The sequence below is a fragment of the Brevibacterium oceani genome (genome assembly GCF_013623835.1).
GTDB lineage: Bacteria > Actinomycetota > Actinomycetes > Actinomycetales > Brevibacteriaceae > Brevibacterium > Brevibacterium oceani.
Genome location: NZ_JABKDE010000004.1, coordinates 294,327 through 318,166, shown reverse-complemented (window position 1 = coordinate 318,166; position 23,840 = coordinate 294,327). Strand labels below are relative to the sequence as shown.

General features: G+C 64.8%; 18 protein-coding genes and 1 tRNA gene. 8 read left to right on the top strand and 11 right to left on the bottom strand.

The annotated features are described in order from the left end of the window. Window position 1: 1 nt before the first annotated feature. The 3 genes from HK401_RS10880 to HK401_RS10870 form a co-directional block, all read right to left on the bottom strand. Window positions 2-922 (bottom strand): NADP-dependent oxidoreductase, encoded by a 921-nt coding sequence (locus tag HK401_RS10880; protein ID WP_181274884.1) that lies wholly within the window; start codon window positions 920-922, stop codon window positions 2-4. A gap of 112 nt (window positions 923-1,034) precedes the next feature. After that, on the bottom strand, window positions 1,035-3,206 hold the full coding sequence (locus HK401_RS10875; protein WP_181274678.1) for a 3-hydroxyacyl-CoA dehydrogenase NAD-binding domain-containing protein: 2,172 nt from the start codon (window positions 3,204-3,206) through the stop codon (window positions 1,035-1,037). Between the two features lies 1 nt (window position 3,207). After that, window positions 3,208-4,416 (bottom strand): acetyl-CoA C-acetyltransferase, encoded by a 1,209-nt coding sequence (locus HK401_RS10870; protein ID WP_181274677.1) that lies wholly within the window; start codon window positions 4,414-4,416, stop codon window positions 3,208-3,210. 252 nt (window positions 4,417-4,668) lie between these two features. On the opposite strand from HK401_RS10870, the gene HK401_RS10865 reads away from it, so the two are divergent. Together HK401_RS10865 and HK401_RS10860 are read left to right on the top strand one after the other, a co-directional pair. Then, entirely contained in the window at window positions 4,669-5,070 is a 402-nt protein-coding gene (locus HK401_RS10865; protein WP_181274676.1) for a hypothetical protein, read from the top strand. A 292-nt stretch (window positions 5,071-5,362) separates the two neighbouring features. Continuing rightward, a complete protein-coding gene (locus HK401_RS10860; RefSeq protein WP_258234141.1) occupies window positions 5,363-5,965 on the top strand; it encodes a DUF4396 domain-containing protein in 603 nt (200 codons plus the stop codon). A 400-nt stretch (window positions 5,966-6,365) separates the two neighbouring features. Here the strand turns inward: HK401_RS10860 and HK401_RS10855 are convergent, their stop codons facing one another. Both HK401_RS10855 and HK401_RS10850 read right to left on the bottom strand, forming a co-directional pair. Beyond that, a complete protein-coding gene (locus HK401_RS10855; RefSeq protein WP_181274675.1) occupies window positions 6,366-7,625 on the bottom strand; it encodes a site-specific integrase in 1,260 nt (419 codons plus the stop codon). A gap of 205 nt (window positions 7,626-7,830) precedes the next feature. Beyond that, the gene (locus HK401_RS10850; RefSeq protein ID WP_181274674.1) at window positions 7,831-8,922 is read right to left on the bottom strand and encodes an IS630 family transposase; all 1,092 of its coding nucleotides are present in this window, start codon (window positions 8,920-8,922) and stop codon (window positions 7,831-7,833) included. Window positions 8,923-9,008: 86 nt separating this feature from the next. Here HK401_RS10850 and HK401_RS10845 point away from each other — a divergent pair, with 86 nt between their 5' ends. The 3 genes from HK401_RS10845 (at window position 9,009) to HK401_RS21180 (ending at window position 10,626) form a co-directional block, all read left to right on the top strand. After that, the gene (locus HK401_RS10845; protein WP_181274673.1) at window positions 9,009-9,590 is read left to right on the top strand and encodes a hypothetical protein; all 582 of its coding nucleotides are present in this window, start codon (window positions 9,009-9,011) and stop codon (window positions 9,588-9,590) included. 14 nt (window positions 9,591-9,604) lie between these two features. Beyond that, window positions 9,605-9,793: a hypothetical protein gene (locus HK401_RS10840; RefSeq protein WP_181274672.1), complete on the top strand. Its 189-nt coding sequence runs from the start codon at window positions 9,605-9,607 to the stop codon at window positions 9,791-9,793. A 635-nt stretch (window positions 9,794-10,428) separates the two neighbouring features. Next, window positions 10,429-10,626: a helix-turn-helix transcriptional regulator gene (locus tag HK401_RS21180; protein WP_181274671.1), complete on the top strand. Its 198-nt coding sequence runs from the start codon at window positions 10,429-10,431 to the stop codon at window positions 10,624-10,626. 328 nt (window positions 10,627-10,954) lie between these two features. On the opposite strand, the gene HK401_RS10830 is transcribed toward HK401_RS21180, so the two are convergent. Continuing rightward, window positions 10,955-11,027: transfer RNA gene (locus tag HK401_RS10830), tRNA-Thr, on the bottom strand. A gap of 241 nt (window positions 11,028-11,268) precedes the next feature. On the opposite strand from HK401_RS10830, the gene HK401_RS10825 reads away from it, so the two are divergent. Continuing rightward, on the top strand, window positions 11,269-12,387 hold the full coding sequence (locus tag HK401_RS10825; RefSeq protein ID WP_181274670.1) for a M20/M25/M40 family metallo-hydrolase: 1,119 nt from the start codon (window positions 11,269-11,271) through the stop codon (window positions 12,385-12,387). A 103-nt stretch (window positions 12,388-12,490) separates the two neighbouring features. Here the strand turns inward: HK401_RS10825 and HK401_RS10820 are convergent, their stop codons facing one another. Both HK401_RS10820 and tmk read right to left on the bottom strand, forming a co-directional pair. Beyond that, entirely contained in the window at window positions 12,491-13,648 is a 1,158-nt protein-coding gene (locus tag HK401_RS10820) for a DNA polymerase III subunit delta' (RefSeq protein WP_181274669.1), read from the bottom strand. A gap of 1 nt (window position 13,649) precedes the next feature. After that, window positions 13,650-16,514: a dTMP kinase gene (gene tmk / locus HK401_RS10815; RefSeq protein WP_181274882.1), complete on the bottom strand. Its 2,865-nt coding sequence runs from the start codon at window positions 16,512-16,514 to the stop codon at window positions 13,650-13,652. Window positions 16,515-16,667: 153 nt separating this feature from the next. Between tmk and HK401_RS10810 the strand changes: the two genes are divergently transcribed. Together HK401_RS10810 and HK401_RS10805 are read left to right on the top strand one after the other, a co-directional pair. Next, window positions 16,668-17,402: a lipoate--protein ligase family protein gene (locus HK401_RS10810; protein WP_258234163.1), complete on the top strand. Its 735-nt coding sequence runs from the start codon at window positions 16,668-16,670 to the stop codon at window positions 17,400-17,402. A 58-nt stretch (window positions 17,403-17,460) separates the two neighbouring features. Next, window positions 17,461-17,955, top strand: a complete 495-nt coding sequence (locus HK401_RS10805; RefSeq protein ID WP_181274668.1) for a GNAT family N-acetyltransferase — start codon at window positions 17,461-17,463, stop codon at window positions 17,953-17,955. 132 nt (window positions 17,956-18,087) lie between these two features. Here HK401_RS10805 and HK401_RS21245 read toward each other — a convergent pair whose 3' ends face one another. The 3 genes from HK401_RS21245 to HK401_RS10790 all read right to left on the bottom strand — a co-directional run bounded on the left by HK401_RS21245 (window position 18,088) and on the right by HK401_RS10790 (window position 23,828). Continuing rightward, entirely contained in the window at window positions 18,088-19,107 is a 1,020-nt protein-coding gene (locus tag HK401_RS21245) for a GNAT family N-acetyltransferase (RefSeq protein ID WP_507134198.1), read from the bottom strand. A gap of 80 nt (window positions 19,108-19,187) precedes the next feature. Further along, window positions 19,188-22,052 carry a type I DNA topoisomerase gene (gene topA, locus HK401_RS10795; protein ID WP_181274667.1) on the bottom strand — a complete coding sequence of 955 codons (2,865 nt, stop codon included), beginning with the start codon at window positions 22,050-22,052 and terminating at the stop codon, window positions 19,188-19,190. 204 nt (window positions 22,053-22,256) lie between these two features. Further along, window positions 22,257-23,828: a DUF7059 domain-containing protein gene (locus HK401_RS10790; RefSeq protein ID WP_309135963.1), complete on the bottom strand. Its 1,572-nt coding sequence runs from the start codon at window positions 23,826-23,828 to the stop codon at window positions 22,257-22,259. Window positions 23,829-23,840: the final 12 nt, after the last annotated feature.

Here is a 23,840-nt window from a genome sequence, read left to right as displayed (position 1 = left end):
CTCAGGGGACGATGACGAGCTTTCCGCGGGTGTGTCCTTCGGCGTTGTCGCGGAAGGCCTGCGGCACTTCGTCGAGGCCGTAGGTTCCGGCCACCTCGACGGTGACCCGGCCTTCGTCGACGAGCTGGCCGAGTCGGGCGGTCTCCGATCCGTCGGGGCGGACCCAGATGTAGCGGCCACTATGCTCGGTCACACCCGGATCGGCGACCGAGGCGTGAGCTCCGCCCTCGGCGAGAACGGCCAGAGTCGTCTCGAGCTGTTCGCCGACGAAGTCGACGACTCCGTCGACCTTGCCGCCGGCCGCCTCGAGGATGCGCTCGACCACGCCGTCGCCGTAGGTGACAGGATCAGCGCCGAGTTCCCGCAGATAATCGTGGTTGCGTTCGGACGCGGTGCCGATGACGCGGGCACCGTAGGCGACGGCGATCTGCACGGCGAAGCTGCCCACTCCCCCGGCCGCACCGTGGACGAGGACGGTCTTCCCGTCGATCTCACCGAGCGACTCGAGAGTGCGCAGGGCGGTTCCGCCGGCCAGCGGCAGTCCGCCGGCCTGTTCCCAGCTCAGGCTCTTCGGCTTGCGCGCCACGGCACGGACGGGGACGGCGACCTTCTCGGCGAACGTGCCGGTGGAGAGCACGTCCTTGCGCGCGTAGGCGACGACCTCGTCGCCGATGGAGAATTCGGGGGTGTCGAAACCGAGGCCGACGACGACGCCGGCGACGTCCCAGCCGGGTGTGACCGGGAACTGGGTCGGCATGAAGGCATCGAGGTGACCGCCGACGAGCTTCCAATCCACCGGGTTGACCCCGGCGGCCCTGACCTCGATGAGCACAGATGCCGGGGGAAGTTTGGGATCGGGCAGGTCCCTGACGGTGATGTCGTCGAAGTTCTCGGTGTAGGCGTCGTAGACGGCGGCGCGCATAGCAATGGCCTTCCGGTAGCTGTCAGTGCGGCTGAACTCAGCGTCAGCGTGACTGGACAACGCCGGAAGGCCATCAGGCTATTCCTGCGAAGAAGCTGGGGTTACCAGGCTCTCATTCGTAGGTCTCGCCGGTCTTCGCGCGCTCGACGAGCGAGGCCGGCGGGGTGAAGCGATCTCCGTAGGTCGCGGCGAGTTCCTTCGCCCGCGCGACGAACCCGGACAGGCCGCCCTCGTACTGGTTGACGTACTGGAGCACACCACCCGTCCAGGCCGGGAAGCCGATGCCGAAGATCGAACCGATGTTCGCATCCGGCACCGAGGTGAGCACACCCTCGTCGAGGCACTTGATCGTCTCGATCGCCTCGGCGAAGAGCATCCGTTCCTGCAGGTCGGCGAAGGGTTCGGTCGTCGACCCGGATTCGAAGTGCTCTCGCACACCGGACCACAGTTTCGTCCGCTTGCCGTTCTCGTCGTAGTCGTAGAAGCCCGCACCGTCCTTGCGCCCGGTCCGACCCTGCTCGACCATCCAGTCGACGACGGCCTCGGAGGGGTGCGCCTCCCAGGTGCCGCCCTCGGCCTCGACGGCCGTCCGGGTCTCCTGACGGATCTTCTGCGACAGCGTGAGCGTGAGCTCATCGGTCAGCTGCAGCGCACCGGTCGGGTAACCGGCCTGGAGGGCCGCCTGCTCCACCGTCGCCGGCTCCACACCCTCACCGACGGCGGCGACCGCCTCGGCGATGAAGGTGCCGATGACACGGGAGGTGAAGAATCCGCGGGAGTCGGTGACGACGATCGGGGTCTTCTTGATCTGCTGGACGAGGTCGAACGTCCGGGCCAGGGTCTCATCCGAGGTGTTCGCTCCGCGGATGATCTCGACCAGGGGCATCTTGTCGGCCGGTGAGAAGAAGTGGATGCCGATGAAGTCGGCGTCGCGGTCGACGCCCTTCGCCAACTGAGTGATCGGCAGCGTCGAAGTGTTCGATCCGAGGACCGCATCGGGTTCGACGATGCTTTCGATCTCGCCGAACACCTTGTGCTTGACGGACACGGACTCGAAGACCGCTTCGATGACGAAGTCGACGCCGGCAAGGTCCTCGGCCGAGGCGCTCGGAGTGATCCGATCGAGCACGGCCTGCGACTTCTCTTCGGTCGTCTTGCCCTTCGACAGCGCGGATTCCTCACGCTTGGCGGCGTAGGCCTTGCCCTTCTCGGCGGCGGCGAGCTCGACGTCCTTGAGCACGACCTCGATGCCGGCCTTCGCCGCGGTGTAGGCGATGGCCGCACCCATCATGCCGGCGCCGAGCACGCCGAGCTTCTTCACCTGTCGGGGCTCGTATCCGTCGGGGCGTGAGCCGCCGGAGTTGATGTGGCCGAGGTCGAAGAAGAAGGCCTTGATCATGCTCTTCGCCACCGGGGTGTGGGTGAGGTGGACGAAGTAGCGGGATTCGACGCTGAGCGCGGTGTCGATGTCGACCTGGGCGCCTTCGACGGCGGCGGCGAGGACCGCACGCGGGGCCGGCATCGGTGCACCCTTGGTCTGTCGGCGCAGCAGGGCGGGCATGGCCGGGAGCATCGCGCCGAGCTTCGGCGATGAGGGTGACCCGCCGGGGATCCTGAAGCCCTCGGTGTCCCAGGGCTGGGCCGCTTCGGGGTTGTCCTTGATCCATGCCTTCGCCTGAGTCTCGAGTTCGGCGGTCGGGGCGAGTTCGTCGACGAGGCCGAGCTTCTGAGCATCGGCGGCCTTGAACTTCGTCGAGGGCAGGATGACCTTCTGCAGTGCGGTCTGGAGACCGAGCAGACGGACCGTGCGGGCGACTCCGCCTCCTCCGGGCAGGAGTCCCAGGGAGACTTCGGGGAAGCCGAAGCGGGCCGCGGGGTTGTCGTCGGCCGCGATCCGGTGGTGGGCGGCCAGGGCGATTTCGAGTCCGCCGCCGAGAGCCGCGCCGCCGAGGGCGGCGACGACGGGACGACCGAGTGTCTCGAGGCGGCGCAGGACGGCCTTGACGCCTTCGACCGCGGCGAATTCCTCGTCGGACTTCGCGGGGTCGGCGGCGCGGATCTTGTTGAGGTTGCCGCCGGCGAAGAAGGTCTTCTTCGCCGAGGTGAGCACGACGCCGGTGATGTCCTCGACGTTGGCTTCGAGCCACTCCACGGTCGCCTCCATGGCGGCCGAGTAGTAGTCGTTCATGGTGTTGACCTTGGCGCCCGGTTCGTCGATGACGACGGTGACGATGCCGTCGGCATCGGTCTCGTGGCTGTATGCGGTGGCTGTCGTTGTCGTCATGTCAGACCCTTTCGATGATCGTCGCGATGCCCATGCCTGCACCGATGCACAGGGTGACGAGTCCGCGCTTGAGGTCGCGGCGTTCGAGTTCGTCGAGGACGGTGCCCAGAATCATGGCACCGGTGGCGCCCAGCGGGTGGCCCATGGCGATCGCCCCGCCGTTGACGTTGACCTTCTCGTGCGGGATGTCGAGGTCCTTCATCCACTTGAGCACGACGGCTGCGAAGGCTTCGTTGAGCTCGAAGAGGTCGATGTCGTCGACGGTCAGTCCGGCCTTGTCGAGGGCCTTCTGCGTCGCCGGTGTGGGTCCGGTGAGCATGATGGTGGGTTCGGAGCCGGTGACGGCGGTGGAGACGATGCGCGCACGCGGCTTCATCCCCATCGTCTGGCCGACCTCTTCGTCACCGAGGATGACGAGGCTGGCCCCGTCGACGATGCCCGAGGAGTTCGCGGCGGTGTGGACGTGGTCGATGGCTTCGACCCAGTGGTACTTCTGCAGGGCCACCTCGTCGAACCCGGTCTGGGCGGCGAGCTTGGCGAAGGCCGAGGGAAGCTTCGCCAGCGACTCGGCGGTCGATCCGGGCCGCATGCGCTCATCGCGGTCGAGCAGGGTGATGCCGTTGATGTCCTTGACGGGCACGATCGACTTGTCGAAGCGTCCCTCGTCCCAGGCCGCGGCGGCGCGCTTCTGCGATTCGGCGGCGAACGCGTCGACGTCGGCGCGGGTGAAGCCCTCGGTGGTGGCGATGAGGTCGGCACCGATGCCCTGGGGGACGAAGTAGGTGTCGAAGTTCGTCGTCGGGTCCTGGGCCCAGGCGCCGCCGTCGGAGCCCAGCGGCACGCGCGACATCGACTCGACGCCGCCGGCGAGGACGAGGTTCTCGAAGCCGGAGCCGACCTTCTGGGCGGCGATGTTGACGGCTTCGAGGCCGGAGGCGCAGAACCGGTTGACCTGGACGCCGGCCACGGATTCGTCGAGGCCGGCGGCGATCGCGGCGACACGGGCGATGTCGCTGCCCTGTTCGCCGACCGGAGAGACGACGCCGAGGACGATGTCGTCGATCTGGGAGTCGTCGAGGTCCGGGTTGCGCTCGCGCACGGCGTCGATGAGGCCGGTGACGAGATCGATGGGCTTGACGCTGTGCAGCGCCCCGCCGCGGTTCTTGCCGCGTGGGGTGCGCACTGCGTCATAGATGAACGCTTCGCTCATGTGTTCCTCACAGTCTGGATGGAAGACCGACCACAAGATCTGATCGATCGTTCAGTAACATTCGCACCCCCATTGTGTCCCAGTTTCGGGTGACGGGCAACACACGCACGAGCGCCGACGCAAGCAGAGTGAATTCGACCGTAAACCCGCACTTCCGCGACTTCCTCAGTTGTCGAATACCTGGCGTTTCCTTTCGACGACAGAGGTGATTATGATAAGTCGACACATCAGCTCGGAATCCCTTGGAGAATCATGTCCTTGACCGCCCCTGCCCGCACGAAAGCGGGCTCGAAGCTCTTGGCACTCACTCTGGCTGCCGGCCTCCTCGTCGGCCCCATCGCCCTCGATGCCCAGCCTGCCGAAGCGGCAACGAAGAAGTGCTCGGCGAAGATGTCGATCTCGAAGCCTCGCCAGTACTCGTACACCAACGTCAACGTCTCGAAGGTCGGGTCCAAGGCAAAGGTGACGACGACCGCCCATTACAAGACCACGACGACAAAGAAGAAGGCCACGGCTTCGAAGAAGGGCAAGGCGTCACTGAAGTACTACATTTCCAGAGCCACACCGGGAAAGAAGGTTTCCGTGACCATCACCGCGAAGAAGGGCAAGACGACCTGGAAGTGCTCCACGTCGTTCAAGCCGAAGAAGCGGTAATGCTCCCGCCGCGCCTTCGGGCACACTGACGACGGGCATCCTCGTCCGAATACCCTCTGGTCGGAGCCGGTCCCCAACCTACAGCTCGTCACCAACAGCGCCGTTGTCGTGACCACCCTCGGGCCGAGCGTCGAGGATCAGCGGAGTTCAGATCCTCGAGCGAAGCCCGGGTCAGCCGCTTCCGACCACTATGATGCAGGTCGGCGACCGGAGATTGGTTGACCTGAGTGAGCACAAAGCGTAGCGTCCGGAATCAGATACCCCTGGGTGGTATCCGCAAAGGAGGTGCTCGATGAACAGCCACATGCAAAGCGGACACGACGATGCTCCCGACGCCCACATCGGTCACGCGACAGGCCAGGCGCATGACATGTCGGGGATGGCGGTCGGGGCGACGCTGCACTGCCTGACAGGGTGCGCGATCGGCGAAATCATCGGGCTGTTAGTCGGGACCGCCGCCGGGTGGTCGAATCTGCCCACCACAATCCTGTCGATCGGTCTGGCCTTCGTCTTCGGCTATTCCCTCTCAGCACTGCCGCTGGTGCGCGGAGGCATCGCACTGTCCGCCGCACTGAGCCTCGTCCTCGTCGCCGACACTCTGTCCATTGCGACCATGGAGATCGTTGACAACCTGGTGATGTTGGTGATTCCCGGTGCGATGAACGCCGGTCTGCTCAATCCCATCTTCTGGGTGTCTATGGCGATCTCTCTCACGGTGGCCTTCTTCGCCGCTTGGCCCGTCAATCGTGCTCTGCTGAGGCGCGGAAAGGGCCACGCCGTCACCCACCGCGCTCTCGGCGACGCTGCAAACATGGACAATCGGCCGCTGGTCATCGGCATCAGCGCATTTCTGGTCGGGGGCCTGGTCGCTTCGCTCGGTTCGCTGCTGGGCTGATCTGAAGAATCTGCCCGCTTTCGGACGGAATCACTCGCGTACACTCTGGTCGACGAACTGACCGGGCCGCGAAATTCTGGCAACAGGAGCACCTGCCTGAGGAAGGCAAGGAGCGATGACACCGCGTCATCACCGAACCTGTTGAGCACTCGTGCACGAAGAAGCCCCTCGCCATCCAGACGCATCTTCTGGTGGGAGGGGCGTTGCCGAGCCGCCTGCGGGAATCGAACCCGCGACCTATTCATTATCCGGAGATTCATCACCTCGACGCAGGCCACGACCAGTGTTTCAGCAGGTCATTAGGGGGTTCTTGAAGTCCACAGAGGTCACAGAAGGCGATAGAAGGAGACACACGGGGACGACTGCGTGTCCAGTTTTGTGTCCAGGTTCAAGCGTCCGTTCACACGGCTCGCAGGCGGCGCACGGAGTCAGCCAGCGGGGTCATGTCCCGCAGATCGGTGTAGCTGCTCCGGTTGACGGCGGCCGTGTGCCCTAGGTGCGCCACCCTGACTGCCTCGGGAACACCATCGGCGGCGGCGAGCGAGTTCAGCGTCGCCCTCCACACATGCGTCCTCTCGACCCGAAGCTCGGGGATATCGAGGGCCTCAGCCAGCTCGTCGTAGAGCTTCGCCGTGTGCATGGTCCGATTGCGCTTGTTCCAGATCGCCTCAGGCTTCGCCGGTGATCCGATGATCGGCCAGTCAACACCCGCGTCGCCGCGCCGGGAGAGGAGCCGGTCGCTCACAGCACGGTCGGGGATGCGAACGTCCCGGCCTCGCTTGGTCTTTGTCACTTCCGGGGACAGACTCAGCACCATCATCCCGTCGTCGTCCGTGCCGACCATCGCCCAGGTGGCACTGCTGGCCTCACCGACTCGCAGGCCCGTGACCGCCTGCATGAGGGCGAGGTCGATGCTGTTGCGCCGCACGGCGATCTTGTCTGCCAAGGAGTACATGCCCTGCTTCGGATTCGTGACGCCCTCGGCGGGATCGAGGTCGAGGAGGTAGTCGAGGACCGCGTTCCACTGCTCCGCCGACAGGGCCACGCCACCGCGGGCGGGCGCTCGGTCCTTCCCACCGGATAGGTCGACCCTCCTGCCCTTGAGGGGGTTGGTCTCGATCAGCTCGTCGATCTCGAGCTGATCGAGGACGTAATGACCGAGAACGATCCGGGCGTGATGGGCCGAGCCGGGCCCGTGCTCGTCGGCGATCTCTTCGAGGCATTCGATGAGCGTACGCCTGCGGACCGCCGCACGGATGGAACCGTCCAGCGCCTTCGAGTGCTGATGAGCTTCGTTCGAGCACTCGCCGACGAGGAAGCGAAGTACCGCCTTGTAGCGGTCGCGGGAGACTTCGGAGAGCTTTGCCTTTTCGACGGCCGGCCGCGCTACTTTCTCAACGTACTCGGTGATGGCGTCGCCGAGTCTCCACTCACTCGCCGACCGAGCTTCGTTGAGCTTGGTCAGCTTGTCGCGAGCACGCTGGAGTGCTTCGCCCCGGGTCGGGCCCTGGTTGGTGAAGCGCTTCAGTCTGGCGTCCGGCTCATCCGGCAGGTATGACCACTTGACAGTCCATGTGCTGCCGACCTTCTTCGGCTTCGCCCGGTTGATGGTGTCCTCGCCTGGGGCAAGTTTGCTGTTGGATGCTCGTGTGGCGGTCATGATTTTGAGTCTAGGAGTTACAGAGGTTCGATTCAAGCTGCAGCTATCGCCCTTGATCAGCGCTGATCGCCTCGGGTAAACTCGACCTCAAGCTGTTCGCTGCGCGGATAAGAGCCCCGAGTCTTCGGGCGCAAACGTACAGATGCAAGCAGCCGAGGGCACGAGGCCAAGAGTCCGTTTTCATACCTGAGCACTAAAGAAGGTGCTAGTGTCCTGCTCCGTTAATTCGTTTCAGGTACCGGGCGATGGATTCCAGGATCTCTTCAGCCGTCTTCGTCCAGATGAAGGGCTTCGGATCTTCATTCCAGGCCTTGACCCACTCACGTAGGTCTTTCTCCAGCGCTTGGACACTGCGATGATCCGACCGTTGCAACAAATCCCTGGTGACCTCGGCGAAGAGCCGCTCGACCTGGTTGATCCACGATGAATAGGTGGGTGTGAAGTGCATGTGGAACCGCGGTCGTTTGGCCAACCAGTTCCGGATCGTCGGGTGTTTGTGCGTCGAGTAGTTATCGCACACCACATGAACGTCCAGATGTGCGGGCACGGTCTTGTCGATCTTGATCAGAAACTTCTTGAACTCTACAGCCCGATGCCGCCGGTGGACCGACGAGATCACCGTACCGTCTGAGACATTGAGGGCAGCGAACAGACTCGTTGTCCCGTGGCGGACATAGTCATGGCTGCGACGCTCCGGAGTCCCGACGGTCATCGGGAAAGCCGGCTGCGACCGGGTCAGGGCTTGGACCTGGGACTTCTCATCGACCGAGAGCACGACCGCCGATTCCGGTGGGTTCAGATACAGGCCCACGATGTCGTAGACCTTCTCGGTGAACAGCGGGTCGTTCGAGAGTTTGAATCCTTCTTCCAGATGGGGTTTGAGTCCGAATGCTTTCCAGATCCGACCGACAGTCGACTTCGACAGTCCCGATTTCTCGGCCATCGTTGATCGGGACCAGTGTGTGGCGTTCTTCGGTGTCGATTCAAGAGTGTCGACGACGACCTGCTCGACTTTGTCGACGCTGATCGTGGCCGGCCGGCCAGGCCGCGGTTCGTCGACCAATCCGTCGAGTCTGTGCTCGAGGAACCGATTGCGCCACTTGCGCACCGTCGGCAACGACACGCCAACCTGGCCAGCAACTTTCGAGTTCGATGCTCCGGTGGCGCACTCGAGGACGATCCGTGAGCGCTGAGCCAGGTCTTGTGCTGACTTCCTGCGTCGGATCCATCGCTGTAATTGTTCGAGTTCCTCTGCTGAGAGTGTCAGCTCGGTCAGTCTCGGTCCTCGTTGCGACATACTTCATCATATCAAAAACTAGAAACGAATTAACGGCGCAACAGACTAGGTGATCGATTCGTCACGCAATCTGTATAGTAGCGACCATGACACTTACCACAGTCTCAGCCGCCAGACGGTTCCTAGTGTCTTCCATCGCCAGCATCGCACTCATTGCCTCCGGGGCGGTCGCGTCACCGGCCGCAGCCGATGACAGCAACGATTGGTCAGCTGACTCCAGTACTGATGATATTGTCCGCTACGTAGAGGCCGATTCCCCTGCTGAAGCACTGGAGACCCAGGAGAAGCTTGATAAGGGGCTCTCGGCACAAGCAGCCGGAGTCAAATTCGGACCATGCACGCTCAACATGAGCAATGTGTGGAAACGCAAGTCGACCGGCGGAGTCGGCTCGAAGCCTTACACCGTCTGCACGCAGAACGTCACCTCGATCAAGCACAAATCGCAGCTCGCACAACGCACCGCGCTCCTATGGTGGAAAGTAAAGGCAACTCGCGGGGGCGGCAATAAAGGCGTCAAGCGATACGAGCAGAAGAACTTGTCCGCCGCTTGCAAGAGCAACAAGAAGTCAGTGTGGAGAGCATCGACCACCGGGACAATCGTGTACAAGGGCAAGACCTACTACGCGACAAACATGACCGCAAGCTACAAACTGCCCTGCCGGGCCTGACCACAACGGACGATATGAAGAAGAAGCCCACAGCAACGATGTACTTGGTCTGGCGCAGAGTTTCAGGGGATACCAGCGAACTGATCGGCCTATTTGATACAGAATCGGCGATGAACGACTACTACGAGTTGGCTATGAAGCGAGTTGATCCGAAGGAGCTCCACTGGACTGAGGTCCCAGTGGGCTGGTCGTACTACTCGTAGCGCCGCATTTCGGCCCGTGCGCTATGCGCATCATCTGCCGACTTAGAGGACGCTCTCAGGAGTTTCTTGGGTATAGACGGTAGTAAGCCCCCGCGATCACAATGATCGCGGGGGCTCTTCGTCAGGCCACGAAACGCTACTCTTGCCCTTGGCGACGCCGAGAACCTGCAGGGAGGGTAGGGCATCCCAGCCAAAAGGTGCCTCGCAGTGTGAGCGTCGCGGGACACTCTGCCCTGCCCGAAGCCTAGGGAGGTCCTATTTGTTCTCTTGGCCGTCGCCGTATGCCCATCGCCTTCCCAGTGGTTCCCGCGCACAGATCCGCTTTCTGAGCGAGTCTGACAAGTCCTCGAAGCAGGGATGGCGCTCGATCAATGGCCAGAGATCTTGCCGCTCGTGTGCCAGTTTCGCAAGCAATATCGGATCCATAGGGTGCGGTAACTGCTCTTCACTCTGTGATGCGTGGTTCATGGCGGGGCCACCTTTGGACGACTGCTGCCGCGGTCTCGGCAGACAACTCTGAACCGAATCTAGCATTCAAATAGGCGCTTTTACGCTACTGTTCGATCGGCGCGTTTAGGTGACTGTTGAGTGCATGACTGCTCCGACTGCTGACCTGCGCGCGCTTGGAATAGAGGTTGCTCGTCGTCGCCAAGGGCAAGGTATGTCCGATCGACAAGCTCGCTGAGGCCGCTGAGGTCCATCGGAAGTCGATTATTCAGATCGAGGCTGGCAGGGTGGCCGCGCGAATAAGCACACTCCATTCCATTGCCCACGCCCTCGATGTGCCTCTAACCGAGCTCGTCGCGCCGGTGTGCGTCAGGCATCCCGAGTAGCGGGTAGGCCCACCGAGCGCACACTCATGGCCGCCGGAGTCCAGCCTAAGCCGCTTACTCGTGGTCATGAGCCTGGTCCGCACCGTCGCGCCCAGCCCCCCGTATACCCGCCACCCGGCGGCAGCGAGCAGCCTCGGCGCGGACACGGCTCGTCAGCTCGATCCGCCGGGCGCGACCGCCTCCCTCGCCCTCCAGGCCGCAGGCCTGGCCCACGTCCGGCGTCTTTCGCGCGATTCGTGTGTCCAGTTTTGTGTCCAGGTCGGCCGGTCTCGGGATAAAAGAAAGTCTCTGAACTGGAAATAATCCCAGTTCAGAGACCTTGTTGCCGAGCCGCCTGCGGGAATCGAACCCGCGACCTATTCATTACGAGTGAATCGCTCTGCCGACTGAGCTAAGGCGGCAACCGACCCAACTTTAGCCAACCTGAGTGCCGGTGGTCAAAACGAGCGACGAACCGCTCCGACGTCCCCGCGGGGACGTCGCGGACAGCACATCCGTTCCGCTCGGGAACCGAGCATTCAGGCGTCGTGGCGGACCACCTCGGTGCCGTCGGACTCTGTCGGAGCGGCGGGTGAAGGCGTGAAGTCAGAGCACGCTAACCTGGACAGGACAGACGATCAGCGAGCACAGAAGGTGGCATCCGTGGCAGAGTTCGACTCCGACGACTTCATGAGTGACTTCCAGGCGCTCATCGAATGTGAGTCGTTCTCCAACGACCCCGAATCGCTGGCCCGCAGCGCCCAGCTGGTCTCCCGCATCGGCACCGGGCTGCTCGGCGCCGCGCCGCGCATCATCGAAACCGATGGTCACCCGCATGTGCTCTGGCGCTTCGGCACCGGTCCCCGCACGGTCGTGCTCATCGGACACCACGACACCGTCTGGCCGACCGGAACAATCGAGAGCTTCCCCTACTCGGTCAAGGACGGCGTCGTCCGCGGACCCGGTGCCGACGACATGAAAGGCGGACTTCTCATCGCCCTCTACGCGCTGGCGAAGGTCCGTGCCGAACAGGGCAGCCTCGACGGAGTCAGCCTGCTGATCACCGCCGACGAAGAACTCGGCTCCCCCGGCTCCCGACCGCTCATCGAGGAGGAAGCTCGCGGCGCGAAGGCTGCGCTCGTCTTCGAAAGCGGAGCAGCCGACGGTGCGGTGAAGATCGCCCGCAAGGGAGTCGCGATCTACCAACTCGAAGTCACCGGCCTCGCCGCCCATGCCGGAGTCGAACCGGAGAAAGGCATCAATGCCACCATCGAGGTGGCCAATCAGGTCGTCGACATCGCGAAGTTGCACAAGCCCTCCGCCGGCACCTCGGTGGTGCCGACGGTGATGTCGAGCGGATCGACGACGAACACGGTGCCAGCCAAGGCCGTCGTCGGGATCGACTCAAGAGCCGCCTCGGCGAGTGAACAGGTGCGCATCGACGACGCCCTGCGCACGCTGGCCCCCACAGTCGCCGGCGCGAAGATCGAGCTCAAGGGCGGAATCAACCGGGCCCCGCTCGAAGAGGACATGGCCATGGGGCTCTACGCCCGGGCCCAGCGCCTGGCCGGGAAACTCGGGCACCCTCCGCTGCGATCCGTCGCCGTCGGCGGCGGTTCGGACGGGAACTTCACCGCCGGAGTCGGCACGCCGACCTTGGACGGTCTGGGCACCGTCGGCGGGGGCTCCCATGCGCGCACCGAGCACGCTCTGCAGATCTGGATTCCCCGCCGCATCGAACTCACCGCTGCCCTCGTGGCAGAACTCCTCTCAGAAGCCTGAGACAAGGCCCACTCCCCCGCAGTCGCGACCGAGCAGGTCGGCACCTACGCGGCCGCAAACGAGCGGATCAGTACCTGATCGGCCTCGACCGAGCGGGTCAGCGTCAAATCGCTCCGGTCCGGTCGTCCTGCAGCCACGGATTCGACAGCAGCACGAACGCGGATTCGACGACGAGGACCGGTGACATGTTCGTCTGCAGTCGCCGCCTGGCTTCGGTGATCGCGTCGATGCGCAGGAGAGTCGTGTCCGGCCCGTCACGGTTCGCCTGTTCGGCGATGAGGTCGACTTCGCCGGCGTTGATCCAGCCGTCGCGGATGCCCAGCTGATACATGAGGATGTCGCGGTAGAGGCTCATCAGTTCGAGGAAGATCCGGTCGAGCTCGTCGTTGCGCGCCCGCACGGACCGCCTCTTCTGCTCTTCCTCGAGCTTCCTGATCTGAGCCCTGGCCGAGGGCGGGATGGTCTTCTCCCCCTCGATGCCCAAGGTGGTCATCAGTTCGCTGCGTTCGGCGGCGTTGCGCTCCTCGACACGCGACTTCGCCGTCTCTGCGGCTTCGTCGACGATACGCCCGGCCAACCGGATCGTCGCCCCCACCGAGGTGAGTTTGCCCGGGATCGCGAGGATCTGCTTGCGTTCAGCGTCGGCTGATTCGTTCAAGGCCAGGTACTTCGCCCGCCCGATGTGGTTCTGAGCCACGGCCGCGGCCCACTGCGCCCGTTCCTCGCTGACATCGTCACGCTGCATGAGCAGCTGAGCCACGGCCTCGCGCGACGGGATCCGCAGACGCACCGGTCGACACCGCGATCTGATGGTGGTGAGCACATCGATCGGGCTGGGGGCGCACAGCAGCCACACCGTCGCCGGCGGCGGCTCTTCGATGGCTTTGAGCAGCACGTTCGCAGTGCGCTCCATCATTCGGTCGGCATCTTCGATGATGACGACGCGCCACTGCGAGTTCACCGGCGCCGACTGCGCCTTCGCCACGAGCTCCCTGACTTCGTCGATCGCAATGACCGACTTCTGGGTCGACATGATCGTCAGCGATTCGTGGTGTCCCGAGAGCACCCGGGACGTCACATCGTTGGACTCCGTCCCGCCTGAGATCAGGGCGGCCGCGAACGCTCTGGCCGCGTTCGATCGCCCCGAACCGGGTGGGCCGGTGAACAGCCATGCGTGGGTCATCGCGGCAGGATCGTCCAAAGCGTAGCCGAGCTGAGTGACCACGTCATCCTGGCCGACGAGTTCGTCGAAGACGCTCACCTCAGGATCCCTCCGGGTTGTTGAAGCGGCGGTTGTTGCGTTCGCGCTGTCTGCGCAGCCGTTCCCTGGCCTGGCGTTCGATCTCGGCCTGTGCCTGCAGGCGTTCGCGGCTCATATCGCGGGCGCTGCGGACCGGCAGAACCGTGGTCTCGGCATCGTCGGTCGAGTCGACGTGGTCGCCGTCATCGGGCGAATCGCCCGGGTCGACCTGCTGGTCACGGCTGGAGCGTTCGACGACCCGTGTCTCCGCTTCCTCCGGGTCGACCTGCTTGACCACACGGGTTTCGGCCTCGTCGGGATCGACGTAGGTGACGACCCGGGTCTCGGCCTCCTCAGCGCTGTAGGTCTCGATGCGGTTCGTCGGCACGCTGTCCTCGTCATCGGTGTCATCGATGAGTGCATCGGTGGTGCGTCCTCGTGCGGGCAGCACCGTCGTGGCGTCATCCTCGCCGGTCGGAGACGCCTTGGATGGTTCGGGTGACGATTCCGTCGAATCGTTCGCCGAGGCGGCCGCATCGTCACGCAGATCGGCACCGAGATCGACCCGTTCGGTGGGAACGGCTCCGGATTGTGCGACCTCGTCGTCGGTGATGGCGCTGGGGGTGAACCGATCGTTGGTCACCGGCACGAAGCGCGGCCCCCGCTCATGCCAGGAACCGGCATCGGGATGGGCGGTCGGATCCTCGTTCGGCTCCGCCGCCGACTCAGCATCCGCAGACTCTTCGGGCACCGCACCGTCGTCTGCGCTTGAGTCCGACTCCGCGGAACGGTCGCGACCGTCTGGCTCGGATCCGCCGTCCGATTCGGACTGCGTGCCCGACGCGGACTGCTCGCCGGAATCGGACTTCGCCTCCGAATCAGACGGGACATGCCCTGACTCCGCCCCCACCTCGGCGACGGCGGAATCACTGCCGGAAGCGCTGTCACGGGTGACGAGTGCCTGCGGAAGCCGGTCACGGATCGCCTGCAGGATATACCCGGTGAGCTCATCGGCTCCGACCGCGGCGTCGAGGACGACGTAACGGTCGGGTTCCTTGTGGGCACGCGAGAGGTAGGTCTGGCGGACGCGCTGGTGGAACTGCTGGTTCTCCGCGTCGAGGTAGTTGCTCTCGCCGCGCTTGCCCATCCGCTCGGCCGCGACCTCGGGTTCGATGTCGAGCACGATCGTCAGATGCGGGACGAGTCCCTGGGTCGCCCACCGGCTCAACGCGAGAATCGTCTTCTCGTCGAAGCTGCGTCCGGCTGCCTGGTAGGCGATCGTCGAATCGATGTACCGGTCGGTGATGACGATGGCGCCCTCGTCCAGGCTGGGATCGACCAGGGACGCCACATGGTGGGCACGGTCGGCGGCGAAGAGCAGCGCCTCGGCGCGGGTGCTCGGCGGTTCGGCATCGAAGAGGACGGAGCGGATCTTCGTGCCCAGTTCGGTTCCGCCGGGTTCGCGAGTGGACTCCACGTGGTAGCCGTCATCGGCGAGAGCTCGGGAGATCCGCTTGATCTGGGTGGTCTTGCCGGATCCGTCCCCACCCTCGATGGCGATGAAGAACCCGGCCCCGAGGCGTTCGGCCGGATTGCTCAGACCGCCGGCCGAGCTCTCGGCCTGATTGGGCGGACGGAAGCCGTGGACGATGTCGACGGACAGACCCTGCAGCTTGTGCGGATCGAAGGTGAAGAGGCCGATGACACCGGCGACGAGCGAGGCGACGCCGAAGACGAGGAAGGCGACATCGCTGGGAGCGAGCACCCAATCCGGACTCGAACCGACGTCGACGGTGCCGCCGAGATCGAGCGCATTGATGACCATCGCCAGGCCCGCACCGCCGACGGCCCCGTACCGGCGGGAGAAGTCGTAGGGCTGGGCGCGCACGCCGATGCCGACGAGGAAGGCGATCGCCGCAGACAGCACGACCTTGCCGGAGAGTTCACCGATGGCTCCGGTCGCCAGCAGCAGAACGCCGGAGACGAGGAGAGCGAAGGTCGACACCCGGGGACGCGACATGCCGGGAGCGAAGGTCGGTCCCATCTCGAAGCCGATCGCCCACCCGACGAGGCAGCACGCGATGATGAGCGCGAAACCGGCCTGACCGTAGCCGTGGCTGACCGCCGTGGGCTGAGCGAGGATGAAGGTCGCGCCGAGAACGGCGAAGAGTCCGACGCACACCCAGGGGTTCGCGATCGCCTCGGGCGGCCTGGCCACGCGAGCCTTGAGCTCCGGGAAGGAACCGGTCGTCGCTGTCTCCGCGTGCAGGACGCGTTCGGGCGTGAGGAAGATGATGATGGCGCCGATGGCCATGCCGATGCCCACCAACAGGCTCATCCACCCCAGCGCCTGCGTGCCTGCGGCCGAACCGCCGAGGATCTGGAACGCACAGGAGACGAAGACGAGGACCGCCGCGGGAATGCCCACACGCCGCCACGGCTTCTCGTTCGTGAACGGGTTGATGCTCATGAGCAGTCCGACCACGGCTCCGAGGAACAGACCGGCGACCCAGGTCAGCCAGGCGCTCGGCGCGAGGCTGAGGATGACGAGCAGGGCCGCCTCGACGATGGCGGAGATGCTCAGAGCAGTCTTGCGCACGGCGGGCGGTCGTTTGGCGAAGACCTTGGTGGGGATGAAGAGACCGGCGCAGGAGAGGACGAAGACGATGAGCAGCGACAGACTGCCCATGCGGTTGTCGAACCCGCCTGCGCTGATGGAATCGGCAATCGTGGTGAACGCGCGTCCGCCCACCGTGGCCGTCAGTCCGCTGGTGCCGGCAACCACATAGCTGATCGCGACCAGAGCGATCAGGGCACCCCAGGCGGCGGTCTCGGTGACCAAGCGGCCGGGGGCTCCGGGCAGTCGGTGTCCTGTAGTCGTCAACATGCTCACGGCTCTACACTATCTGCCCGAACTGACATATCTCTTGGAACCCGGTGCGATCTCGGACAACCTGCACACCGAGGACAGGACAACCAGTGCCCCGACGACCAGCACCGATCCTCTACTCTTGATCTCGTGCACACAGACAAGACCGCGATGACCACGGTGGCCGCCGAAGGCCTGGGCCCCGTCGAGGAACTCGCCTTCGCCCGCGTCCTCCTCGATTCGGTCAAAGCCGGCAGGCGTGGTGCGACGCTGCGGATGTATCGGCCCGCTCCCACCCTGGCCTTCGGTGCCCGCGATCGGTTCCTGCCCGGGTTCGCCGCCGCCATCGAGGCGGCTCGGGACCACGGTTTCACGCCTGCGCTGCGCAGCCTCGGCGGGCGTGCTGCTGCCTACCATCCGGGGTCGCTCGTCATCGATCACATCGAACCGAGTGATGCGTTCATCACGAACACGAACGCGCGGTTCACCGGTTTCGGTCTCGACTACGTCGAGGTGCTGCGCGGAATCGGCATCGATGCCCGCCTCGGCGAGATACCCGGCGAGTACTGCCCCGGCGAGCACAGCGTCAACGTCGCCGGACGGATCAAGGCCATCGGCACCGCTCAGCGCGTCGTCTCCGGTGCGTGGCTGTTCTCCTCCTCCGTCGTCGTCGAGGATCCGGATCCGATCCGGGCGGTCCTCACCGATGTCGAGGCCGCGCTCGGAGTCGAGTGGGATCCTGCGACGGGCGGGTCGATCAGTGAGATCCATCGCGAGGTGACGACCGATGCCGTCGCCGAGGCGTTCGCCGCCTACTATGACTCCGCCGCCCCGCAGTCGCCCCAGTCCCCCACCGCCGCGGAGCTGGCCGAGTTGGCCGGGTACGTGAACAAGCACGTGCTGTGAGGCCCCGGCAACCCACCACATCAGAATCTCAGAACTCCAGAATCCCAGAGGAGCATCGATGACCGTCACCGTCCGTGAAGCCACGCCTGAGGATCTGCCCGATATTCTCCGGCTCGTCCATGGGCTGGCCGAGTACGAGAAGGAACCGGACGCGGTGGAGGCCACGGAGGCGGACTTCGCTGCGGTGATGTTCCCCGCCGACGGTCACCCGAACACCTTCGGGCTCGTCGCCGAGGCGGACGGGCAGATCATCGGCATCGCGATCTGGTTCCACACGTTCTCCACCTGGACCGGTAAGAACGGCATCTGGCTCGAGGACCTGTTCGTCTCCCCAGAGCTTCGCGGATCCGGTGCCGGCACGGCGCTGCTCGGTCGGCTCGCCCAGATCTGCCGGGAGCGAGGATACACCCGCCTCGAGTGGTGCGTCCTCAAATGGAACACCCCCTCGATCGGGTTCTACGAATCGCTCGGTGCGAAGGCACAGGACGAGTGGGAGACCTACCGCCTCGACAGGGAGGCGCTTAAGGAGTTCGCTGACTCAGTGAGCAGCTGACGCGGAAGCTGCAGCTCTGGTGGCCTCTATGCCAAGGTAAGTCTCGAGAAACCGCCGTTGTTTGGTCATTCCAACGTGTTTTCAGCGTCGAAAACACGTTGGAATGACCAAACAACGACGTGCACACGGCGGTCAGCGGCTCAGGGAGTCTTCGGTGAGTTTGAGTTCGATTTCCTCGAGGCGCTCGACCGGTCGGAACCCCATCTTTCTGTTGATCGCCAGCATGTGCCCATTCGTCTCAGCGTTGTAGGTGATGATCGCTCGTGCCGACAGTCCAGACTCATTGAGCAGTCGAGCAGTTGCCGCCTTGACCGCCATACCTAGTCGGTGCCCACGAGCCTCAGCCTTCACCAGCGTTCCCCATTGATACACCATGGACTCTGCTGAGGAATGCACGAGCTGGCTGTAGGCGACGATCTGACGATCAGCGTTGAGGGCAACGGCGCCGAAACTGGTCCTGCCCTGTGCGCGGAATTGATCTTCCTGCTCCCGGACATCGGTCGCAGTCGACGCTCCCGGTTCGATCTCGAGATCGCCGGTCGGCGCTTCGGTTTCGACGAGGCCCTCCATCAGCGCCCACCCATCGACGAATTCATCGGGAACAGGTCCCTGCCAGCAACGGATCTCATAACCAGCAGAGCGTTCATGCGCTTCTGCGGACATGCTGTCCACGACCGCGCTATTGAGGGGCAGAGGACATTCGCTTCGCAGATCGCCGAGTGCGAACACCGCGCTCTGCCGTCGCGCGAATTCGATCCCCGGCACGCCTTTCTCGCCGCATCGTTCTGACGAATCGCTGCTCGTAGAGTAACCGCCTGAGTCGTCGCGTTCGAGCGGGCAGCAGATTTCGGACGCGATGACCCTTCGCTGACGTTCCCGGGCACGTCGCGTTACGAATTCCAAGAGTTCGGTGCCGAGGCCCTGACGCCGCTTTTCAGGAACGACGAAAAGCTCGACTTCGACGCGATGAAGGTTGTCCTTAAGCGGGAATTTCAGGCGAGCGCCGCCGATCGCCTCACCCTCGCCGAACGAAGCGAGATAAAGCTCTGTCGACGTGGATTCCGTGTCCGTCCGAAGAGCGACCCTGAGTTCTTCTTCGGTCCACCGCGGTGCCTCGGGACCGCGGTCGAACGATTCGACGGCATCACGAATTGCGAACCATCGTGAGAACTCTTCTTCACCGGTTCGATCGATCTGGGAGATCGACAGCTTCGAGATGACTGACCTCGGGCTCAGGGAGTCTTCGGCTTCGCCGAGCTCGTCTTCTTCGCCGCAGTGGTCTTGCTCGCCGTAGTCTTGCTCGCCGTAGTCTTCTTCGCGGCAGTGCTCTTCGCCGCAGTTGACTTCGCGGTCGTCGACTTCTTCGCAGCCGTCGACTTGGAAGCCGTCGACTTCGAGGCTGTCGTCTTCGCCGCGGTCGTTTTCTTCGCAGGAGCCTTCTTCGCCGCGGTCTTCTTGGCCGGTGCCTTCTTCTTCGCCGGTCCCTTGGCTCGCTTCTCGGCCAGCAGGGTCGCGGCGCGTTCGAGGGTCACGGCTTCGACGGAGTCGTCCTTGCGCAGGGTCGCGTTCGTCTCCCCGTCGGTGACGTAGGGGCCGAAGCGGCCGTCCTTGACGACGACGGGCTTCTTCGTCTCCGGGTCCTCGCCGAGTTCCTTCAGCGGTGCCGCGGCACGGCGACCGCCGCGCTGCTTGGGTTCGGCGTAGATCTTCAGCGCCTCGTCGAGGGTGATGGTGAAGATCTGCTCCTCCTCGGTCAGCGACCGGGAGTCCGTGCCCTTCTTCAGGTACGGGCCGTAGCGACCGTTCTGCGCGGTGATGTCCGTGCCCTCTTCGTCCTGGCCGACGACGCGCGGCAAGCTGAGCAGCTTGAGCGCGGTCTCGAGGTCGATCGTGTCGAGATCCATCGACTTGAACAGAGAACCGGTGCGCGGCTTCGGCTTCTTGGCACCACGCTTCGGCTTCTCCTCGGACTCGGGAAGCACCTCGGAGACATAGGGACCGAAGCGGCCGTTCTTCGCCACGATGGTGTGTCCGGTCTCCGGGTCCACGCCGAGTTGGCGGTCCTCGCCGCCCTGGGTCTCGATGAGCTCGGCCGCCTTCGCCGCCGTCAGCTCATCGGGGGCGAGATCCTCGGGCACGGAGACCCGCTTCGGGTCTTCGCCCTCGGCTCCCGAGACCACCTCGAGGTAGGGGCCGTAGCGGCCCACGCGCAGGTTCACACCCTCGCTGATGGCCACGGTGTTGACCTCGCGGGCGTCGATGTCGCCGAGGTCGTCGACGATCGCCTTGAGACCTTCCCGGTCCTGCGTCTGGTCGCCGAAATAGAACCCGGCCAACCAATCGTTGCGGTCCTCTTCGCCCATCGCGATGCGGTCGAGTTCGGACTCGAGATCGGCGGTGAACGCATAGTCGACGAGCCCGGTGAAGTGCTCTTCGAGCAGGCGGACGACGGAGAACGCCAACCAGCTGGGCACCAGGGCGTTGCCGCGCGTGGTCACGTAGCCGCGGTCCTGGATGACCGAGATCGTCGCCGCGTACGTCGAGGGACGGCCGATGCCGAGCTCTTCGAGCTGCTTGACGAGGCTGGCCTCGGTGAAGCGCGGCGGCGGTGCGGTCGTGTGCCCGTCGGCTTCGGCCTTGACGACCGACAGCGACTGGCCCTCTTCGACCTGCGGCAGCCGCGACTCGCCGGACTTCGTGTCGTAGCGGGACGCATCCTGGCCCTCTTCATAGGCGGCGAGGAATCCGCGGAAGGTGATGACGGTGCCGCTGGCGCTGAATCCGGCCTCATGCCCGTCAGCGAGTGCGGCATTGACCTTGATGGTCGCGGTCTTGCCCTTCGCATCGGCCATCTGGCTGGCGACGGTGCGCTTCCAGATGAGGTCGTAGAGACGGAATTCGTCCCCATTGAGCTGCTTGGACACCTGTGCCGGGGTGCGGAAGGAGTCACCGGCGGGACGGATCGCCTCGTGGGCCTCCTGCGCCGACTTCTGCTTGCTCGCGTACTGACGCGGCGACTGCGGCACGAATTCGGGGCCGTAGAGTTCGGTCACCTGCTTCCGGGCGGCCACGATGGCTTGACCGGACAGCGCCGAGGAGTCCGTACGCATATACGTGATGTAGCCGTGTTCGTACAGCGACTGCGCGGTGCGCATCGCCTGGCGGGCGCTCATGCGCAGTTTGCGGCCGGCCTCCTGCTGCAGCGTCGAGGTGGTGAACGGTGCGGCCGGGCGGCGGGAGTAGGGCTTCGACTCCACCGCGGTCACGGTCAGCGCGTCCTTCGCGGTACCGTTAAGTTCCGTGGCCAGCGCTTCCGCACGGGCCTGGTCGACGACCGTCGCCGAGGTGGTCTTCAGTTGGCCCTTGTCGTTGAAGTCCCTGCCGGCGGCGACCCGTGACCCGTCGAGGGTGGTGAGGTTCGCGGCGAACGGGTTCGTCCCGTCGGGTAGTCCGAGGTCGATGTCGAGGTCCCAGTAGTCGGCCGGCACGAACGCCATGCGTTCGCGTTCGCGTTCGACGACGAGGCGGGTCGCCACGGACTGCACTCGTCCGGCGGAGAGGCCCGCTCGGATCTTGCGCCACAGCACAGGTGAGACCTCATAGCCGTAGAGACGGTCGAGGATGCGCCGGGTCTCCTGCGCGTCGACGAGTGAGGTGTCGATGTCGCGGGTGTTCTCAAGTGCCCGTTCGATCGCTTCGGGGGTGATCTCGTGGAAGACCATGCGCTTGACGGGGATCTTCGGCTTGAGCACCTCGAGCAGGTGCCACGCGATGGCCTCTCCCTCGCGGTCCTCATCCGTTGCCAGATAGAGTTCGTCGGCGTCCTTGAGCAGGCGCTTGAGTTCGGTGACCTTCTTCTTCTTGCCCGGGTCGACCCGGTAGTAGGGGTCGAAGCCGTTGTCGACGTCGACCGCGAACTTCCCGTACGGCCCCTTCTTCATATCCGCGGGCAGTTCCGAGGGGGTGGGCAGGTCGCGGATGTGGCCGACTGAGGCCTCGACGTCATAACCGTCGCCGAGGTATCCCACGATCGTTCGCGCCTTCGTCGGAGACTCGACGATGACGAGGCGACGGGGCTTCTTCTCGGTTGTGGTCACGCTTTCACATTCCTCTCACGGCACCTGCTGCTTCATGCAACGGACGATCCGGCCCAATGTAACACTGTTGTTCGGGCCTGCTCCGCATCGGGCCGACCAGGCCGGACACCGACCGGACCAGGTCCGGACACGGCGTCAACGGTTTTCGATCCTATCCCTATTCCTCGACCGGTCGAGTCACTCTTCCTCATCCCGCCACGTCGCTCAGCCGTCCTCGGGGCCGCTTCCGGGCAGCAGGGCACCTGCCGCGGCCAGGGCTCTGACCTGGGCGATCAGCTGGTCTTCCAAGGCAGTGGCATCCACCTCGAGCAGCTGCGCAAGGGCACCTGCCGTCTGCCGCAGCGTCAGCGATCCGTCGGCCACGGACACGAACCCGGCCAGTGCCGTGTCGAGGTCGAAGACCTGCCCGAGCCCGATCCCCTGTTCCAGGGTGATCGAACTCGGTTCCGACTCACCGGGCACGAAGTGGCGGTGTTCGACGAGGTCCGGTGACCGGGTGAAGGTGGTCTGAGCGATCTCCTCGGGCCCGGCCCCGGCCAACCAGGTGCGGATGGCGATGACCGTGGTGAGGAATTCGGCGAGTCCGTGCGGATTGTTCGCCGGCGCCGAGGTGATCCGCACACTGGTCCTGAATGTGCCGGTGTCAATCGTTGGCACATCGTTATCGGCCCGGACCATGAGCACGTACCCGAAGACGATCTCCTCCACAGCTCGAGCGTCGAAGTCGTCGAGCCAGTCGGTCACGGCGGTGTTCCAGGAGTCGCTGGCTCGCGGGATGCCGCCGTCACGGACCCAGGTCTCGGCGTAGGCGACGGGGTCGAGGGCTTCGCGTTCGATGACGAACACGGAGGTGTCATTCTCGCTCACCCAGGTCTCCGGCCCGCCCCCGCTGCCCGAGGTGGTCTCCCAGTTGCCGAGGCAGACGCTGCGTCCGCCGGGGGCGAGGACGGTGGGGATTCGGGCGAAGAGGGCCCGGACGAGGGCGTCGCCGGTCATTCCGCCGTCGCGGTATTCGAAGGTGGTGTCAGTGCTGCGCGGGGTGATGACGAAGGGAGGGTTGGACACGAGGAGGTCGACCCTCTCATGCAGCGGTTCGAGCAGGGATCCGTGGCGGAAGTCGATGGTGTCCACCCCGTTGATCTGCGCCGACAGGGACGCCAGGTGCAGGGCGCGGTGGGAGATGTCGGTGGCGATGACCTTCTGGCTGTGGCGGGCCAGCAGCAGGGCCTGGATGCCGCAGCCGGTGCCGATGTCGGCGGCCAGTTCGACCGGTTCACGCGGGGTGATGGACACGAGGGTGCGCCCGGCCCCGCCGAGTCCGAGGACGAACTCCCCGTCGAGGACGTCGGGGTTGGTCAGGGTGCCGTGGTCGGCCACGAGGTAGAGATTCTCATCGCCTGGCCTGAAGCCTCGCGGGACGCCGACGGGGAGGTCATAGGGGGTCAGCGCGAACGGGGCGCAGACCTCGGCGTCGGTGATCTCGATCAGCCCCGCCTCGGCGGCGGTGTCGAAGGACTCCCCCAGCACGGTGCGGATCGTCTCGATCTCGACGCTGCGGTGGAGGTGGAAGAGCAGCGCCAGGCCGGCCAGCCCCCGGTCGGCGGATGCGGTCGCGTCATCTGCGAGCAGACGTGAGCAGGCGCGGATGGCAGGTGCGGCGTCGTTGCGCAGCAGCGCCTCCGAGGTCGGCCCACCCCAGAGCTGTCGCAGTCGCGGTTCGGTGTAGCCGGCACGGTAGAGGGTCTCGCCCAGGCGGGTCAGCGGTAGATCGGTCACAGAAGAATCCTA